We start from the raw sequence: 17,350 nt of genomic DNA on the forward strand, positions 1-17,350 counted from the left end.
TGATTTCAAGAGTCAATTTCCCATTGATGAAGGGGGCAGCTTCGTCGGCGAATGAATGAGTGAAATCCTCGATTGGCCAGTCTAGCTAATGAGATATTAAATGAATTAGGTCGAGTCGGTTGAGGAGAATCTTGAAGCCAGGCTTTACCCATCCCCCCACTTTAATTTTGTGCGTAACACTTCAAAGTAGCTTCGCTCTGGAAAACGAATGAGGTGTGTGCGGTGATCTGATGCTCGAACCTGCACAAGATCACCAGTCAGCATTTCCGCTCCCACCTGGCCATCGATGGTAGCCATGGCTGGTTCCTGACTTGTCAGTTCAATGGTGATTGGCACATCACCAGGGGCAAGGAAGGGGCGGTGGGAAAAGGTATGCGGGCAAATTGGGTTTATCAGCAACACTTCCAACCGTGGATCCAAGATCGGACCTTTTGCCGAAAGGGAGTAAGCGGTCGATCCCGTCGGGGTAGCGACGATCAGTCCATCGCCACGCAAGTTTGTCATGAATGCATGATTCACGCATATTTTGGTGGCGATCATTCTCGCCAAATGTCCTTTACTTATTACCACGTCGTTTAAGGCTGAGTAGGTGTAAAGGATTCGGTCACCCCGTTGAAGCTGGACTTTTAACATCAAGCGTTTATCCAGTCGACATTCCCCTGCGAACACTTTCTCTAAGGCTGTGGGGAGATCATCGAAGTTGATTTCAGTGAGGAATCCCAGACCTCCCATATTGACTCCAAGGATGGGAATCCCTCGTTGTTCAACGAGCCGTGCTCCGCTTAACATTGTGCCATCGCCACCCAATACAATGAGAAGGTCGGCTTCCTTTGCAATTTGAATACGGGTGGGATTATCCGAAGTCGGGAGCCCTTGAGTGGAATCAAGAATGACAGTTTTGTCATGTGCAACCAACCAATCACGGAGTTGGGAAGTTTCCTCCAGAATGTTGGGTGCGTGAGGTTTGGTGATGATCCCGATAGTCTGGAAGGTAGGCATGAGCTTTGAAAAGAATGGTGTTGTCAGGCGTTAGGATGGTAGTGTCTTCATTGATCTGATAGCAAGCGCGGGTATTTGGGAAATGGCATAGGCAAAAATATCCGTGTGTGGCAGGAGGCTTTTCTTAGCGTATTTTGATTGGTAGAGTAAATCAGTATTTCCGTTGATGGGTACTCTCATTTCTAGCTTCTGACTTGACAGTTTTGAGGGTTCACGGATAGACTGAAATTGTGAATTTTTCTCGAATTTATGTGTGGATAATAGACGAATGTGTGAGCGAAAAGTTTCGCGAATAATCGGCTAGAGGAGGTCCAATGTTCGAACGATTCACGGATCGTGGTAGAAAAATCATCATCCTTGCCAGAGAAGAAGCGGAACGGCACCAAAACGATTATCTGGGGACCGAGCATTTGGTGCTCGCGATTCTTCGAGAGTCTGACGGCATAGCCTTGATGATCATCAAAAAAATGGGTCTCTCGCCGGAACAAATCCGCCTTGAAATCGAACGGAATCTGCCAGGGGGTGGAACAACCGTGACATTCGGAGAAATCCCATTTAGTCCCAGAGTGAAAAAAGTAATTGAATATGGTGTTGAGGAAGCCAGGCTGCTGGGCCACAACCATATCGGAAGTGAACATCTGCTCCTGGGCCTTCTTCGGGAGGAAGAAGGAATCGGGGGAAAGGTGCTTCGTAGTTTAGGGGCCAATCTTTTAACGGCTCGGCAATTGACTGTCACGTTCCTTCGGAAATCAGGAACCAGGGAGCGGGATAAAAAAAGCAGCACACCTGCGTTAGATGAATTTGGCAGGGACTTGACGCAGTTGGCTCAGGAGGGAACGCTAGACCCTGTTATCGGACGTTCAGATGAAATCCAAAGGGTACTTCAAATTCTGAGCCGGCGAACGAAAAATAACCCGGCGTTAATTGGTGAATCCGGAGTGGGGAAAACAGCTATTGTGGAAGGGCTGGCCCAGCGGATCATTGGTCTGGATGTTCCGGACAATTTATTGAATCGAAGGGTCATCGCTTTGGATCTTGGCTCATTGGTAGCAGGAACCAAATATCGAGGACAATTTGAAGAGCGTCTGAAGGTGGTGATGAAGGAAATTTCCCAAGCGGGGAATATCATTCTCTTTATTGATGAACTTCACACCTTAGTGGGTGCAGGCGCTGCTGAAGGGTCAATTGATGCCGCAAACATGTTAAAGCCGGCTTTGTCTCGAGGTGAAATACAATGTATTGGTGCCACGACCCTGGATGAATATCGAAAACATATTGAAAAAGATGGGGCACTCAAGCGGCGGTTTCAGCCTATTTATGTTCAGCCCCCTTCAGTAGAAGAGACTGTGCAAATCATTCAAGGGCTTCGTGATCGATATGAGGAACATCATGGGGTTGAAATAACGGATGAGGCGGTTGAAGAGGCAGTCAAACTGAGTGAACGGTATATCACCGACAGATTTTTGCCGGATAAGGCCATTGATCTTATTGATGAAACCGGTTCGCGAGCAAAACTATTAACGTATGCCCTGCCTCCTGAGTTGAAGTCGCTTGAACAGGAGCTCAAAAGGGTCGCTCGTGAAAAGGAAGTGGCGATCGGGCTTCAGAATTTTGAGGAAGCCGTAAAATTTCGCGAAGAGGAAGAGCGATTCAGAAAATTATTAGATGATTCCAAGCGTGATTGGAAGAAAAAACAAGAGAAAAACAGACCGGTTATTTCCGGTGAGGATGTGGCGTATGTCATTTCGAAAATGACGGGGATTCCCCTCTTTAAACTTGAAGAAGAGGAATCTGAAAAGCTGCTGCATATGGAGGATTATCTTCACAAGCGTATTATAGGGCAAGAAGAGGCTATTTCTGCTGTCTGTCGGTCTATTCGCCGATCGCGAGCCGGATTGAAGGATGCCAAAAAACCTATCGGGTCGTTTATTTTTCTTGGACCGACCGGGGTAGGGAAGACGGAGTTGGCTCGCGCATTAGCCGAATTCTTGTTCAACACTGATGACGCGCTAATTCGGGTAGACATGTCAGAATACCAGGAGAAATTTACTAGTTCACGGCTGTTTGGAGCCCCTCCTGGCTATGTGGGTTATGAGGAAGGTGGACAATTGACGGAGAAAGTAAGGCGCCGGCCCTATTCAGTCGTGTTATTTGATGAAATTGAAAAAGCCCATCCAGATATTTTCAATGTGTTGCTGCAAGTCCTTGATGATGGGGTATTGACGGACAGTTTAGGCCGGAAGGTGGACTTTAAAAATACCATCTTGGTAATGACCTCAAACCTGGGAACTCGATTTATTCAAAAGGGTGTATCCCTGGGGTTCCAGCGTGATGTAGAAGCTGAGCATACTTCACGTATGCGAGGTGAAGTCCTGGCCGAGTTGAAGCGTCATTTCAGTCCTGAATTCTTAAATCGTATTGATGAATTAGTTGTCTTCCACCAACTTACCAAAGAACATTTGGTGAGTATCGTCGACATTCTCATTGGGGAACTCAATGCCCGTCTTGTGGAAAGAGGAGTGTATTTGGATGTGACCGACGAGGTGAAGCAGTGGTTGATTGACGAAGGGTTTGAACAACAATATGGTGCCCGTCCTCTTCGCCGAACTATTCAACGCCGCCTGGGAGATCCTCTTTCTGAAGAACTCATTAAGGGGCGGTTTAAAGATGCCAAAAAGATTAAGGTTATCCTGACCGATCAGACCCCAAATTTCATTGAAGAAGAGGTGCTAGCGAGTGTGTGATTGGATATAGGGACGGTCAAATCCTAGATGAAACCCTCAGGACCATCAGTCCTGAGGGTTTTGTTGTTTTTTGCCAAATGAATCTCGGCGCTGAAAAGGACTTTATCGGTGATTTTAGGAATTGAAACATCATGTGATGAAACAGCTGTCGCCGTATTGGATGGCGAGGGTCACATCCTCTCAAATATATTGGATTCGCAGGTTGAGGTGCATGCCCGTTACGGGGGAGTGGTCCCGGAATTGGCTTCCCGTCGTCATATGGAGTGTCTGGAACTTCTGACAAAGGAAGCCTTGGGTCTGGCCAAGGTTTCTCTTTCCCAATTAACGGGAATAGCGGTCACCAATCGTCCAGGTTTGGTAGGGGCCTTACTTGTTGGAGTAAATTTTGCCAAAGCTCTGGCTTATGCCACACAAATACCCTGGGTGACGGTGAATCATTTGGAGGGGCATTTGGCGTCCGCATGGTTGTCCGATCCAAATTTGCCAACCCCAACCATGGTCTTGATTGCGTCTGGTGGGCATACGCATTTGGCATTGGTGCCTCATCGTGGAGAATATCAGTTCATTGGATGGACGATGGATGATGCAGCGGGAGAAGCGTTCGATAAAGGCGCCAAAATGCTTGGGCTTCCTTATCCGGGAGGTCCGGCAATTGACCGGCTTGCCGAACAGGGGAATGCTCAGTTTGTATCATTCCCCCGCCCAACTCTTCGAAGCCAAAATTTCAATTTCAGTTTCAGTGGGCTGAAAACCGCGCTTCGATATTTTGTGCGGGATGAACAACAAAAGGGGAATTCTCCATTGCCCGTAGCGGATATAGCGGCTAGTTACCAGGAAGCGATTGTGGATGTGTTGGTGGAGAAACTTTGTCGCGCCGCCCGCCAATACGATGTAAAAGGGGTTTCCGTTGTGGGAGGAGTGGCAGCAAACTCTCGCCTTCGGCTGAGGCTTGAGGAGCGTGCTCGCACATTAGGATTGTATGTGACTCTACCTCCACGTGGGCTCTGCACGGATAATGGTGCCATGATTGCTGCTGCGGGGCTGGAAAAACTCAAGCGTAAGGAGAGGGCAGCATGGGATGTGGATGCGATCTCTACGTTGCAATGTAAATATGATGGGACCGCGATGGCTGGAGTCCTTTCTCAATGACCCCCATGATACGGCAAAAGGAGAAGAGTTATTCCTGTTGTCCTAGGTAATCTTCATGGCTTAAAGGCTAATCATATTAGCCGAATGGAGCGTCTTTACCGTCGACGGATCCCTCCGGAAAAAGTTGTGACTCCAGAGGTGGCTCGGGAATGTGCCGAACTTACCTATGAGACAAGACGTCAAATCGGGCTTTTGGTTAATCGACAAGGCCAAATTGAATCGGTTTTGATCGGTGACCACCACGAATTGGTCATCCCCCATCTATCGCGGACCCGTTCAGGCCTTCGATTATTGCGAGGGGTTCGTTTAGTCCATACCCACCTCAATAATCAACCGCTGACTCAGGATGATCTGACCGACCTGGCTCTTCTCCGGCTGGATTTAATCATGGCCCTTGGTGTGGGAAAAGATGGCAGCCTTCGTGATGTCTATGTGGCGCACATTCTTTCGAATCCCATTCAGGGTCGAACCACGTTGGAGCTACCGCCTTGTGCCTTTCACTCGTTTCAGTTGGATTGCCAACAATTTATTCAATCATTGGAGCAAGAAATTGTTCGCTCGAATCCAGGGTTACGAGAAGGTGTTCGGGAGGGGAGGGCGCTTCTGGTTAGTGTCAGCACAGGGAATGCCGCTTCGGAAGAAGGTCGTCTCCAGGAATTACAAGAATTGGTGCGTGCCCAGGACGTGGAAGTCTTAGGGTGTATCACTCAACGGTTGGGGGCGATTCATCCGAAGTTTGTGGTTGGGTCGGGAAAGATGAAAGAATTGGCGATTCGTGCGCTGCAATCCGGTGCCGATACTTTGATATTTGATCAAGATTTGACTCCAGCCCAGGTACGGGGCATTTCGGAAATCACGGATCTGCGGGTCTTGGACCGATCGCAAGTGATTCTCGATATCTTTGCACAACGGGCGCATTCCTCCATTGGGAAAATCCAAGTTGAACTGGCACAACTGCGGTATCTGCTCCCACGGCTGGCCCAGTCCAGTACCGCTCTTTCCCGGTTAGCGGGGGGAATTGGGACCAGAGGGCCTGGAGAAACGAAACTGGAAACGGATCGCCGTCGAGCCCGTGAGCGCATTCAGCGCCTGGAGCGAGATTTGGAGTCTATGGCGCATGGTCGTCAGGAACAACGAAAAATGCGCATGAAGCGAGGACTACCCATCATTTCCATCATTGGCTATACCAATGTGGGAAAGTCGACTCTGTTAAATGCGTTGACAAAGAGTCAAGTCTCTGTGAAGGATCGCGTCTTTGAAACCCTTGATACAGTCAATCGGCGATGGTATCTACCAGGTTTAGGCGACGTCATTTTGACAGATACCGTAGGATTTATCCGAGATTTGCCCAAAGACCTTATGGCGGCATTTCAGACGACCTTGCTGGAATTGCAGGAAGCCGATGTGTTACTCCACGTGATAGATGCCCATGTGCCGGATCCTGGGCAGCATATCATCGCAGTAGACAATGTTTTGAAGGAATTGGGACTTGAAAACATTCCCAGCCTGCGTTTTTTTAATAAGGCGGATCTGATGGTTGAAGAAGACGTCCAACTCCTCTGTCAGCGATATGGGGGAATGGGGGGATCCGCGTTACAAGACGCGTCATTGGTGATGATTCAGGAGGAACTCACGTCTCTTCTTCGTGGCCTTCAGGCGGAAGGTGGCAGGAAGGGAAAGTCTCAGGAAATGCCTCTCTATCCTCTCCCGGCTCCAGCCGAAACCTTTCCATGAGAGGTCCTGCTTCGATGAGTGGGCTCAGAACAGCACGACGTCCGATTGAATCGCCTGTGGAGGCGAAAAAGCGGGTAGGCCGGATCCTTGCGGCATTGAATCAATCCGTTCCTGACGTGAGGGTGGAATTAGATTCCTCCAACCGGCTTGAGCTGTTAGTGGCCACAATTCTTTCGGCACAATGTACAGACCAGAGAGTCAACCTGGTAACGCCGAACCTCTTTGCCCGCTATCGCACCGCGCAGGATTATGCCAGTGCTGATCCAGCGGAATTAGAAGCTCTCATTCGGACAACGGGATTTTACAAAAATAAAGCGCGTCATCTTATTGGGTGTGGCCAAGCGCTGGTGCAGCATTTTCACGGAATGGTGCCAGGGACGATGGAGGACTTGACTTCCCTGCCTGGCGTTGGTCGAAAAACGGCCAATGTTATTTTGGGGAGTTCGGTGGGGGAGCCCGCCATTGTGGTGGATACGCATGTGAAGCGGGTAGCCAATCGGCTCGGGTTGACGAGAAGCCAGGATCCGACCAAAATTGAAGAGGATCTTCAACGGCTCCTGCCAAAAGCGCAATGGACGGTTGGAGCTCAGCGCCTCCTGCTGCACGGGCGATATGTGTGTCTGGCCAGAACGCCCAAGTGTGCTCATTGTGTGCTCGCTTCAGACTGTGGATGGGAAGGAAAACAAAAGCTATTATGAAAAGTATGACTGGTTTTGGAAAACGAGAATCCCTTTATCAGGGAACCATGGTTGGGGTTGAAGTTCGATCCGTCAATCATCGGTTTTGCGAGATGATGGTGCGTCTGCCTAAGTCTCTTTCTCATATGGAGTTGGAACTCAAGGAGCAAGTTAAGCGTACGTGTGAGCGTGGTCGTATTGAATTGACCGTGACCATGAACGGTGGAGGGTCTGGATCCAATAAAACTGTCAAACTGGATGGCGCCATGGCAAGGCGGTACGTTCAAGGGTTGCGCGAATTGCAAAAGGAACTCAAGCTGAGTGGGACTGTGGATGTAAATGTGGTGGCAGGGTTTCGGGATCTATTTTCCACAAGTGAGGAGCCCACGGTGATCAAGGATGTCCCGAAAGTCGTTGAGGGGCTGGTCCAGCGTGCCTTGACCGATTTAGAAAAAATGCGCAAGAAAGAAGGCACCGCCTTACAAAAGGATCTCTTGCAGCGGGTTCAGATGGTTGAGGAACGGCTTCAGGTGGTTCAGCAACGCATTCCTTCTGCCCTGCAGGTGGCCGCTGATCGTCTGAAAGCCCGTGTTGCCAAGTTATTAGAGGGCGAGCGGGTGAACGACGATCGAATTGCTCAAGAAATAGCCATGTTGGCGGAACGGTCAGACGTGACGGAGGAATTAACTCGGTTGCAGAGTCATGTGGCACAATTTCGTTCCACACTCAAATCCAAGGAAGCCGTTGGGAAACGGCTTGATTTTCTCCTCCAGGAAATGGGTAGGGAAGTTAATACGATTGGATCAAAGGCCAGCGATTCCGAGATCTCCGGGCAAGTTGTGGATTTAAAGAGTGAATTAGAAAAAATCAGGGAACAGGTCCAAAATATTGAATAAGCGATCAATCCATGTCATAAAGTGGGAGAAACGTTGTCGTTAACGGGAAAAAAATTGTTATTTGTCGTATCAGGCCCTTCAGGGGTAGGGAAGTCGACGCTCTGCCGGCATATTTTGAAGACGATTCCCGACATTCGCCTTTCGGTGTCGTACACCACGCGGAAGCCGCGGTCCGGCGAAACAGATGGCAGGGAGTATAGGTTTATTTCGGAAGCTGAGTTTCACGCAAAAATTTCCGAGCACGCGTTTGCTGAATATGCTGAAGTCTATGGACGATTATACGGAACACCATGGAAGGAGTTGGAGCAAGAGTCTGGTTCGAACACGGATATCTTGTTGGACATCGATGTGCAGGGCGCGCGGCAGGTCATGAAAAATCTTCAGAAAGCTGTGACCGTATTCATTTTGCCTCCTTCATTGGAGGTTCTTCGGACCCGTTTGGTTGACCGAGCGACGGATACATCGGACGAGCAGGAGCGTCGGTTTCAGAAATCTCAAGATGAGATGCGGGGCTATTTGGAATACCAATATACGATTCGCAATGAAACCTTGGAGCAGGCCATCGAGGAGCTTCAAGCCGTCATTATGGCTGAACGCGTTCGAACCACCCATATTGATGCCGCGCATGTGTTCCGATAAATGCTGCATTGATGGGATTGATTTGTGTAGACTATTCATCTGAACGTGTGCTTTTCACAGAAAGGAAAGAGGATATTCAATGGATGCATTATCGTTATTACCTGAACATCACCAAAAAGAATTTGATTCACGGTATCGGATCGTGCTGATTGCTGCGCAACGGGCCAAGCAATTGGTTCGGGGCGGAGAGCCATACGGAACCAGTAAATTTTCAAAAGACACCTCGAAGGCCTTGGAAGAAGTGCTGAACAAACAAGTCCCGTATTTAATAGGCCAGGAAGCCAAAGATGCCATTAAAAATGCCAAACGCGCGAATGAACGTCCGATTGATCCGGCTCTCTATGCACAGCCGGATGAAAATGCTCAAGAGATTAAAAAAGAATTGAGTGTGTATATCGATGACACGGCTCAACATCTTGGCACGGTGGTTGAACCTGAAGAAGCATAGCTGAAATCAGTTGGCAAGAGATTACATCAAGATGAGCGCTGGATTAGCAGGGAAGCGGATTGTCCTTGGGGTGACGGGAAGTATTGCCGCCTATAAGGCGGTGGGACTTGTACGGTTGTTGACTCAAGCCGGTGCCAGCGTGCATGTGGTGATGACGGATTCAGCTACCCGGTTCATCGCCCCCCTGACGTTTGAAGTGCTGTCAGGAAATCCGGTGGCGAGTGATGTTTTTGCCGGCCATCAGGACATGAAGCACTTGTCCTTAACGGAACAGGCCGATTTGTTGGTCGTGGCTCCCTGTACCGCGAACACCTTAGCCAAAATGGCCATCGGGTTAGCCGACAATTTACTCGGAACCCTTTCACTCACTGTTCAATGTCCGGTGATGATCTGCCCAGCGATGGATGGTGAAATGTGGGCCCATCCGGCGGTCCAAGCCCATGCACAGACCCTGCGCCATCGAGGGGTGGTCCTGGTCGAGCCGGAAGTTGGGGCGTTGGCCTCGGGAGAATGGGGACAGGGGCGTTTAGCTGCCGAGGAAGTCATCATGTCGACGGTGGTTGACCTCCTGCATCGCCGAACGGATTGGCAAGGGGAGCGTGTCTTGATATCGGCCGGTCCGACGCAGGAACCTATTGATCCTGTGCGATTCATCAGTAACGGGTCTTCAGGTAAAATGGGATTTGCCTTGGCCGAGGCCGCCGCCGCACGCGGGGCCGAGGTCGTCCTCGTGACGGGTCCCACACAGTTAATGGCTCCGAAGAACGTGACCGTGATCCCTGTGGTCACCGCAGAAGACATGTTGCAGGCGCTCACGGCACAATTTGAATGGGCGACTACGCTTTGCATGACGGCTGCGGTAGGAGATTTTCGCCCCAAGCAGGCGCATGCACAGAAAGTCAAAAAAGACCAATGGCATGGCGAAGGCTTGGATTTGGAACGGACGCCGGATATATTAATGGCACTCTCCGCCCAGCGTACACACCAACGCCTGATTGGCTTTGCGGCTGAAACTGACCATCTAATTGAGCATGGCCAGGCCAAGCTTGCCAGCAAGCATTTGGATATGCTGATTGTGAATCACATCGGCGGAGAGCAGTCTGCCTTTGGAAATGATACCAATGAGGTGTATGTTCTCACGCCAGGTGCTGCCCCGCATCACATCCCACGAATGCCGAAACGACAGCTCGCCGATATGCTCCTAGATCATATCGTGTCCCTTCCAGTTCAGCCTTCCAGGCAGAAGACCCTGTCTTCACCGACGTCGTAGTTTGTGCTCACCTGATGGGGTGTTTCCTCATCCTTTTTCATTCGGAATAAACGAAATCGCCAAAGCCGAAGGGCATCGGTTGTGTGGTGAATGACCAAGGGTCGTCATGAATTGTGTGGCAGGATACCGATAACGAGTGAAAAATGAAGCAAGAATCTCAGAGAACAAGAAAAAACTTAACTTTAGGAACTCATAAGCCGATAAGAAGAGTATGGAAGGATTTTTCATCAATATTGTCTTTTTCGCGTGGCTCATTTCCATGGTTCTTCTGGCTATCCGAAGAATCTAACCCCTCTCCCCCAGACTGGTTCAGGAAAAAGAATTGGCTTTTCTTTGAAACCTTCCCAACGGGAACGTATCAGGGAAGGGTGCCTCATGAACCTGTATTCCTGACGGTTGGATGGGTGGACCAAATGGTCTATCTGTCTTAGGGAATGGCTCGGATTTGAATACCATCGACCCGCTCTTGGGCCAGCACGTCAGAGATAATCACGACCTTATCTCCCGTTTGGAAATGTTCACGGGCTTTTAAAATTCGAAATGCGGTTTGGAGCGTTTTCTCAGGGTCTGAACTAAAGTCGATCCGAAAGGGATAGACGCCTCGATTCAGCGTCATCGTTCGACGGGATTGACTCCCGTTCGTAAACGCATAAATGTTCGTGGAAAATGGCCGACAATTCGAGACCAAATCCGCCATGATTCCTCTGCGGGTGATCACGACAATCCCTTTGGCGTGCAATCCTTCCGCGAGCTGGACTGCGGCAGTGGCCAATTGCTGTTTGTCTGTCGTCAGCTTTAACTGTTTCGCAAACTGCAAACCTGGAATGGCTTCGGTTTTGATGGAGATTTTTCGCAGATACTCGATGCATTTCAGCGGATATTTCCCCACCGTGGTTTCTCCGGATAACATCACCCCATCGACTTCCTCATAGATGGCATTGGCCACGTCAGTGACTTCGGCGCGCGTGGGAATGGGGTTATGTATCATCGATTCCAGGAGATGGGTGGCCACGATCACGCGTTTACCGGATTCCGCGCAGAGGCGCACGATTCTGCGTTGCACATTCGGCAAATCCTCCAGGTTGATTTCTGCTCCCAAATCTCCGCGAGCCACCATAATCCCATCCGATTCCTGAATAATCTCTTCCAGATTCCGGACCCCTTCCTGATCTTCAATTTTGGCAATAATTTTCACTCTCCCTACTTTGTGGCCCATAAGCTGTCTTAATTGTCGGATATCTTTCGCTTCTCGAACAAAGGAAAGAGCAATGAAATCCACATCGGCGGCTAAACCAAAGGCAATATCTTTTTCGTCCTTTTGGGTAATCGCGGGAAGATTGACGCGGATTCCAGGTAAATTGACATGGCGTTTGCTTTTCAAGACTCCCCCATCAAGGACCCGGCACTGCATGAGACGATCCTGTTTTTCAAGGACTTCAAAATTGATCAGCCCGTTATCCACGGTAATCTTATCTCCGACATTCACGGATTCCATTAAATCGGCATAGTTGATGTGAATAGAGCTTTCTTCCACATCCATCGGCCCACGCGCAGAAATAGATACGATCGTGCCTTCTTTAAGATTGAGGTCAATCGATAAATCTCCTGTCCGGATTTCAGGGCCTTGTGTATCTAAAAGAATTGGAATAGGAAATGGGACCTTGGTATTGAGCGTCTTAATATGTTTGATCACTTTGGCATGGGATTCGTGGGTTCCATGGGACATGTTCAACCGCACGATGTTCATGCCGGCGTCATACATTTTGCGTAACATCTCATAAGATTCGGTCACTGGTCCGATCGTGCAGATGATTTTGGTCTTTTGCATGAATGTGTCCCTATCAGTTTTTCATGATCGTCAATTGTGGAAACGATCCCATCATCCTATACATGGGTGTCAAAGGAGATTGGGAGCCTCAACTCCTGTTTGAGGTTCATCGGATTATTGGTTTTCGTGTCGCTGGAGTGCTCTTTGGTGCAGAAGATATCCCACCTCCCTGTGGGTTCTCATGAAGTGTAGCCCACTACAGCGTCAAACTCTAGCATGGTTTATCACCGATCGGGACTCCATTGTGTTGGCGTGGTCTGACTTCACCGGGTGAGCGAGACAAAGGGGGTTTTTCTATGAAGCGCGAGAACTTTATGCACAGAATGATCCGGTCGGCAGGAGAGGAATCAGATCTTTATGGTGAGGTCTTGCGTTGTCGATGAGGTCGAATAATATTATGATGCTGCTGCAAGATGAATATGAAACCAATAATAGCTGAAGAATTCAATGAGGTGAATAGATGAAAGCAGAAGCAGAAAATCTGGATTTTGTCACAATTGAGGGTCTTTTAGCCTATGGCGAGGCCATTGCCAGGCGTCCGCCGGTAGAGGGGGCAGAACCTTATCCCCCTTTGCCTTCATTGGAAGATCGCCCGCAACGGGTCTTGGAGGCGATGGCCGCCATACGAATCTTTGTCAACAATGCCCTGACAGGGTTTGCCAATGCCGCAGCCTACAGAGAGGCAAGGCATCTGGTGATTCAGCAAGCCTGCGGGGGAGATGATTTGGTATTTTTCGCTGCCTGGAATCAGCTCCTCGCTCAGGGTGAGCTTGCTCCTTTGTTTCGAGCACCAATCGGGGTCACGAATAAACCCATACGACGTCGACCAGTAGCAATCGTTCCGCGAGAGCATATGACGCCCAATCTGGCTGAGGGTCGGATCGTTCTTGATATTGGCGATGATCGCTTTTGGTTGATGCCGAGGGACTTAAGTGCCCGCACGCTGTTTCTTACCATGCGGCACGGCGTCTCTCAGATGGATAGTAAAAAATTCCGTGTGGGGCGGCGGTTGAGGAACGTCCTTGACGCCGAGAAGGGAATTCCCAAGGCCGACGCGATCGGAACCGCCCTTGTCCGGACCTTGGGTCTGGTAGGAAAACAACTGGACTTCCTTCAACTGGATAACTACCTGGATTCGAAATCGTTTGTCCACATGGTGAGTCAGAGTCCCAATACACGGCAGCTCTTTGAACGGGTCGTCTCCATCCTGTCTCCCGAGACAGCCCAGGCCACCCAGCCCATCACGGAATGGGCGTTAGAATCCCAAGACTTCGGATGGGCCACCGGTATTGAAAAAACTGCCGAAGTCGAAGAAGCCGCCAAGGCCTTTGGGGTCGACACGAAGACAGCTCAGCGTTTGATTAAACACCCGCTGTACAGTTATCCGGGAGGCCACTCCTTCTTTGAACTCTATGTGGAGTTGGTCGACGGGTTCCATCAGTTGGGCCAGAGTCACCAGGGAAAAGTGTTGTGTTTGTATACGCACAGCTCCACTCTGCGAGCGCTCTTAATTTTTCTCGACCCTCGACCATTCAGTGAAGCATTTTCAGAATTTGGAGCCTATAAGGAAGGACAGGACAACGTCGTTCTCCTCACCTATGAACATGGGCAGTTGTCAGGCTATTCCACGGCCGTGGGCCTTTCAGAACGGGAACGTGCCGTCCGCGAGGTCTTGATGACTGCGGAGCAAGGCCGTCGGGAAAAGGTTACCCTGAAACCACGCCAAATTCGGCGGATCGTCGCCCTGGTTTCTGGTGGGGATTTTGCCGGGGCCGGTGCGGCATTGAAGGAACTCCGCGTGACAGGGAACCGACTGGGCCTCGAAGTCTATTTCGTGCAACACGGATTTCTGGGTTTGGCCAATAATTGGATTGAGTTGGTCACCGAACAGGACACACGTGGCATGAGCAATCACGCCAGCAGTCCGATTGGCAGCAGCCGGTTTGAAGATTTCAAAGATGAGGAGGCCCAACTGGCCGCCATTCGTCACCTCAAACCCTACATGGAGGATGGGGCGTTAATCGTGATGGGTGGTGACGGGAGCATGCGTGGGGCTCGTGCCATCTATGAGCGGTTTGGCATACAGGTCGTGGGGATTCCCGGTTCGATCGACGACAATATCGCCGGAACCACCTCACTCGGGCTCCAGTCGGCGGTTGCCCTGGCCAACCAATCCATCGAGTCGTTGAAAGCCACCAGCGCAGCCATGGGCAGTGTGTTTTTTGTGGAGGTCATGGGGGCAGGATCAGGTCACCTGGCGTTCATGTGTGCGTACCAGGCACGAGCTGAGGGACTGTTGGTCAATGAACATCCAGATCCGGATGCCTACATCGAAGAAGTCATTCTGGGCACATTGAAACAGACGTTGGGGGTCCGGAATAAAAGCCATATCATTATTGTGGCCGAACGCACGCCGCATCAACATCATCCCGAGGGCGGGGTCCATGGCTTGGTGGATTATGTCGGCGGTCGGATTTCCCAGTGGACCCACCTGCAAACGCGAGCCGGACATTACCCCCTTTCAGTAGCGACCAAAGCCACCATTCTTGGCCATACCCTACGTGGTGCCTTCCCGACTCCCGTGGACAAAACCATGGCGCAACTCTTCGCCTACGAAGCCATCCGGCGCTTGATCGAACAACCCGAACAGATCATTGGATGCATGTTAGCCTACCGCGACCCCGGAACCATTCAACCGATCCCCTTGCATGCCGTAGCCCCCAAGCCATTTGATTGGGAACTCTTCGCTCGCATGCACGGAACCGAATTGGTTTAGATTAAGGGGGTGGCTCCTCTCTGAAAATTTGTTCTCGAAATTTCATAGATCCTCTGTCATCTGCGCATCATAAATTCATTTTTGATTGGTAATCTGGACCTTTTCCATTTGAAATGAATTTCTATGGAATCATTTCATCCTTTTCCGGAATTCCCTATATTTTTCAAATTTTGTATTGTGGATTGAGTCTGATCCATATCCTCAATCCACATTAATACCGCAGCGCCAGCACCCACGTCATGGGCCATTGGTCGTTCGCGGGGAGGCTTCATTAGTAAAATGCACTTCCTCTGTGAGACACTTGGAAGTGTTTCTCCAGTTCTGACTCACGAGTGGTAAAGTGGCTGACTGTATAGCGTATGAAACACTAATTATTAATAAAGCAACGTCCAAAGCATTCTTCCGATTTTAGCGGGGGCATAATAAAGAGCACATGGAACAAAACCGAAAGCTGGTGCTGTTATTTTTCATAATTTTTTTAGAAGGCTATGTCGTCCTATCCGCTGAACTTCTCGCCATTCGCCAGACCCTGCCCTTTGTCGGCAGCGGCACGGATACGGTATCCATTATTATCGCTGCCGTCCTGATGCCACTGGCCTTCGGGTACTATGCGGGAGGGCAGTATCAGGGGAAAATACGCAACAAACTTGTCCGCAACCTGCTGATGGCTGGGGCGTTTCTGACTATCGGGCTTTCCTATTTTGCCCTGACGTGGTTTTTCGGTGCGTTGACCGAAGGGTTTGAATGGAAAAACCGCTTGCTACTGACAACATGTTACTCGCTGTTATTTATCATCACGCCGGTCTACCTGCTTGGACAGACTGTGCCCCTCGTCAGCAATTATTTTCGCCGCGCGCATTTGCCGCACGCTGCCGGAAAAATCCTGTTTTACTCGACGATCGGGTCGTTTCTGGGGGCAATTTTTACGACTCTTTTCCTGATGAATACGATCGGCGTTTCGGGCACGGCCACAGTAACCGTCGCCTGCATTGTTGTTCTGATTGTTCTTCTGTCAAAGCTCAGAATCTGTCGGAGCACGGCTGTCGCCGTGTTCCTGTTCCTCCTCGCCGCTGGCCTTAACAGTCCTCAGGCGCTTGAAACGGTGGGGGTCATTTCGAATAACGCCTATAATACCCTGCAGATGGAAGACTACGGCAAAACGCGTTACCTGCGCCTGAACAGATCGTATGCCTCGGCTATTTATCCGGATAATCCGGAGTACCCTGTTTATGAATATGTGCGGTATATAGAAAATCACTATATCCGGCATTTCGGTCCCGCCAATATGAAGGGGAAAATTCTCGTCCTCGGTGCGGGCGGCTTTACCATGGGTCTTGGCGACACATGGAACGAGTATGTGTTTGTTGATATAGACTCTGAGCTGAAGGAGATGGCGGAAAAGGAGTTTCTCAAAAGAAGGCTGGATAAAAACAAGATTTTTGTTGCTGAACCGGCGCGGGGATATCTCAATCGGACCAAAGAAAATTTCGATCTGATTATCGTCGATGTGTTCAACGGGCTGAACGACGCACCGGAGCATCTGGTAACAAGGGAATTTTTTAAGCAGGTGAGAAACAGGCTAACGCCAGGCGGCATTGTCATTTTCAATCATATGGGCTCTCCGCTCGGCGAGAATGATTACGCCCGCGGGCTCGACAACACGATTCGTAGCATCTTTCCCCATGCAAACCGCATCCCTCTTTACGATTTCAATCCATGGCGGGTCGCACCGTCTGATGATAAGAACGTCCTCTACATCGCACGCAATTTTGCGCCGGGTGGCAACGAAAATATTTACACAGATAATTTGAACAGAGCAGCCTTCGACAAAAAGCAGGAAGTGCCGTATTAGCTGAAGCTGTGGCGTCGGGAGATGATAGTTGCATTCCGCCGTGACGCTGGCGACCCCCGAATAGTTTCCGGCGGCTTGGTTGATGCCGACTCCAAGCGTCCCGCCGATAGAAAATAAAGAAGGACATCGCCTGCCCGCGTTGTTTTGTCGGAGTCAGCCGTCGCATGCCCAAGGACCTCTGTATTCCATCGATCAAAATACCCGATAAACATCTTCCTTTGACACAGGTATTGTCCTTTCTTGTCAAAGGAGTGATAATGTGGGGCTTCTTCGAGTTTTCCTAAACCGGAACTGATGATGAAGCTTCTCGCTCCTCTCGTAATCCTCAGTCTTGCAGT

The 17,350-nt window shown here is 50.0% G+C and carries 13 protein-coding genes; 10 read left to right on the plus strand and 3 right to left on the minus strand.

Going from position 1 to position 17,350, the window contains the following annotated elements:
• Nucleotides 1-144 precede the first annotated feature (144 nt).
• Nucleotides 145-999 (minus strand): NAD(+)/NADH kinase, encoded by an 855-nt coding sequence (locus AAH187_RS15685; RefSeq protein WP_342349413.1) that lies wholly within the window; start codon nt 997-999, stop codon nt 145-147.
• A 314-nt stretch (nt 1,000-1,313) separates the two neighbouring features.
• Here AAH187_RS15685 and AAH187_RS15690 point away from each other — a divergent pair, with 314 nt between their 5' ends.
• The 8 genes from AAH187_RS15690 (at nt 1,314) to coaBC (ending at nt 10,556) form a co-directional block, all read left to right on the plus strand.
• Nucleotides 1,314-3,743, plus strand: a complete 2,430-nt coding sequence (locus AAH187_RS15690; RefSeq protein WP_342349414.1) for an ATP-dependent Clp protease ATP-binding subunit — start codon at nt 1,314-1,316, stop codon at nt 3,741-3,743.
• Between the two features lie 108 nt (nt 3,744-3,851).
• A complete protein-coding gene (gene tsaD / locus AAH187_RS15695; RefSeq protein WP_342349415.1) occupies nt 3,852-4,892 on the plus strand; it encodes a tRNA (adenosine(37)-N6)-threonylcarbamoyltransferase complex transferase subunit TsaD in 1,041 nt (346 codons plus the stop codon).
• Between the two features lie 84 nt (nt 4,893-4,976).
• Nucleotides 4,977-6,626, plus strand: a complete 1,650-nt coding sequence (gene hflX, locus AAH187_RS15700) for a GTPase HflX (RefSeq protein WP_342349416.1) — start codon at nt 4,977-4,979, stop codon at nt 6,624-6,626.
• Nucleotides 6,627-6,640: 14 nt separating this feature from the next.
• Nucleotides 6,641-7,324 (plus strand): endonuclease III, encoded by a 684-nt coding sequence (gene nth / locus AAH187_RS15705; RefSeq protein WP_342349417.1) that lies wholly within the window; start codon nt 6,641-6,643, stop codon nt 7,322-7,324.
• Nucleotides 7,321-8,199 (plus strand): YicC/YloC family endoribonuclease, encoded by an 879-nt coding sequence (locus AAH187_RS15710; RefSeq protein ID WP_342349418.1) that lies wholly within the window; start codon nt 7,321-7,323, stop codon nt 8,197-8,199. The genes nth and AAH187_RS15710 overlap by 4 nt, the downstream gene beginning before the upstream one ends.
• Nucleotides 8,200-8,232: 33 nt before the next feature.
• A complete protein-coding gene (gmk, locus tag AAH187_RS15715) occupies nt 8,233-8,838 on the plus strand; it encodes a guanylate kinase (RefSeq protein WP_342349419.1) in 606 nt (201 codons plus the stop codon).
• Between the two features lie 79 nt (nt 8,839-8,917).
• Nucleotides 8,918-9,286 carry a DNA-directed RNA polymerase subunit omega gene (gene rpoZ / locus AAH187_RS15720; protein ID WP_342349420.1) on the plus strand — a complete coding sequence of 123 codons (369 nt, stop codon included), beginning with the start codon at nt 8,918-8,920 and terminating at the stop codon, nt 9,284-9,286.
• Between the two features lie 31 nt (nt 9,287-9,317).
• The gene (gene coaBC, locus AAH187_RS15725; RefSeq protein ID WP_342349421.1) at nt 9,318-10,556 is read left to right on the plus strand and encodes a bifunctional phosphopantothenoylcysteine decarboxylase/phosphopantothenate--cysteine ligase CoaBC; all 1,239 of its coding nucleotides are present in this window, start codon (nt 9,318-9,320) and stop codon (nt 10,554-10,556) included.
• Between the two features lie 427 nt (nt 10,557-10,983).
• On the opposite strand, the gene pyk is transcribed toward coaBC, so the two are convergent.
• On the minus strand, nt 10,984-12,384 hold the full coding sequence (pyk, locus tag AAH187_RS15730) for a pyruvate kinase (protein WP_342349422.1): 1,401 nt from the start codon (nt 12,382-12,384) through the stop codon (nt 10,984-10,986).
• Nucleotides 12,385-12,844: 460 nt separating this feature from the next.
• On the opposite strand from pyk, the gene AAH187_RS15735 reads away from it, so the two are divergent.
• Both AAH187_RS15735 and AAH187_RS15740 read left to right on the plus strand, forming a co-directional pair.
• The gene (locus AAH187_RS15735; protein WP_342349423.1) at nt 12,845-15,160 is read left to right on the plus strand and encodes a 6-phosphofructokinase; all 2,316 of its coding nucleotides are present in this window, start codon (nt 12,845-12,847) and stop codon (nt 15,158-15,160) included.
• Nucleotides 15,161-15,593: 433 nt separating this feature from the next.
• Nucleotides 15,594-17,012, plus strand: coding sequence for a fused MFS/spermidine synthase (locus AAH187_RS15740; protein ID WP_342349424.1), 1,419 nt, complete (start codon nt 15,594-15,596; stop codon nt 17,010-17,012).
• Here the strand turns inward: AAH187_RS15740 and AAH187_RS15745 are convergent.
• Nucleotides 17,009-17,350: hypothetical protein (locus AAH187_RS15745; RefSeq protein ID WP_342349425.1), on the minus strand; the 342-nt coding region annotated here is incomplete at its 5' end. The two genes, AAH187_RS15740 and AAH187_RS15745, sit on opposite strands and share 4 nt — an antisense overlap.

Source organism: uncultured Nitrospira sp. (assembly GCA_902500695.1).
Taxonomy (GTDB): Bacteria; Nitrospirota; Nitrospiria; order Nitrospirales; family UBA8639; genus Nitrospira_E.